The 492-nt window shown below is 73.8% G+C and carries 1 protein-coding gene; it reads right to left on the reverse strand.

The genetic code is table 11. The features are described from left to right. Window positions 1-492, reverse strand: a 492-nt coding sequence (locus FV222_RS28880; RefSeq protein WP_147816532.1) for a PucC family protein, incomplete at both ends; no start/stop codon positions are given.

Below are 492 nucleotides of genomic sequence, written 5' to 3' on the forward strand. Positions count from 1 at the left end.
CCCATGCGGGTGCCGCGCTCGGCCTCACCGCCGGCGCCCGCGAGCGCCATCATCGATCCGATCGCGGCGACCGCGAAGACGCCGTTGAACAGGCCGAGGCCGAAGACCACGGCGCGCAACGGGAAGTCCGGCCCGACGAGGCCGCCGGCGGCGATCCCGGCGAGCATCGCGCCGGAGCCGGCGCAGCCCAAAGCCGTCCAGAGCTTGAGCGAGCCGAGCCAGGAACCGCCGACGCCCATGGTCAGCCCGGCGACCATCAGCATGCCGGCGAGCACGCCGCCGTGCTGCAGGCCGGCGAGCTTGGTGGTCGTGCCCGGCGTCATCGCGAAGACGAGGCCGGCGAAGGGTTCGAGGATCAGCTCCTGGGCGCTGTAGGCCAGCATCGCCACGAAGATGAACACAGTGAAGCGGCGCGAGGCCGGTTCGGCCCAGACCTTGGCGAGCACCGTCCGGAACGGCGCCTTGGCCGGGCCGGCGGGCTCCGCGCGCGCC

It is taken from the genome of Methylobacterium sp. WL103, from assembly GCF_008039885.1.
In the GTDB taxonomy this organism is placed as follows: Bacteria; Pseudomonadota; Alphaproteobacteria; order Rhizobiales; family Beijerinckiaceae; genus Methylobacterium; species Methylobacterium cerastii.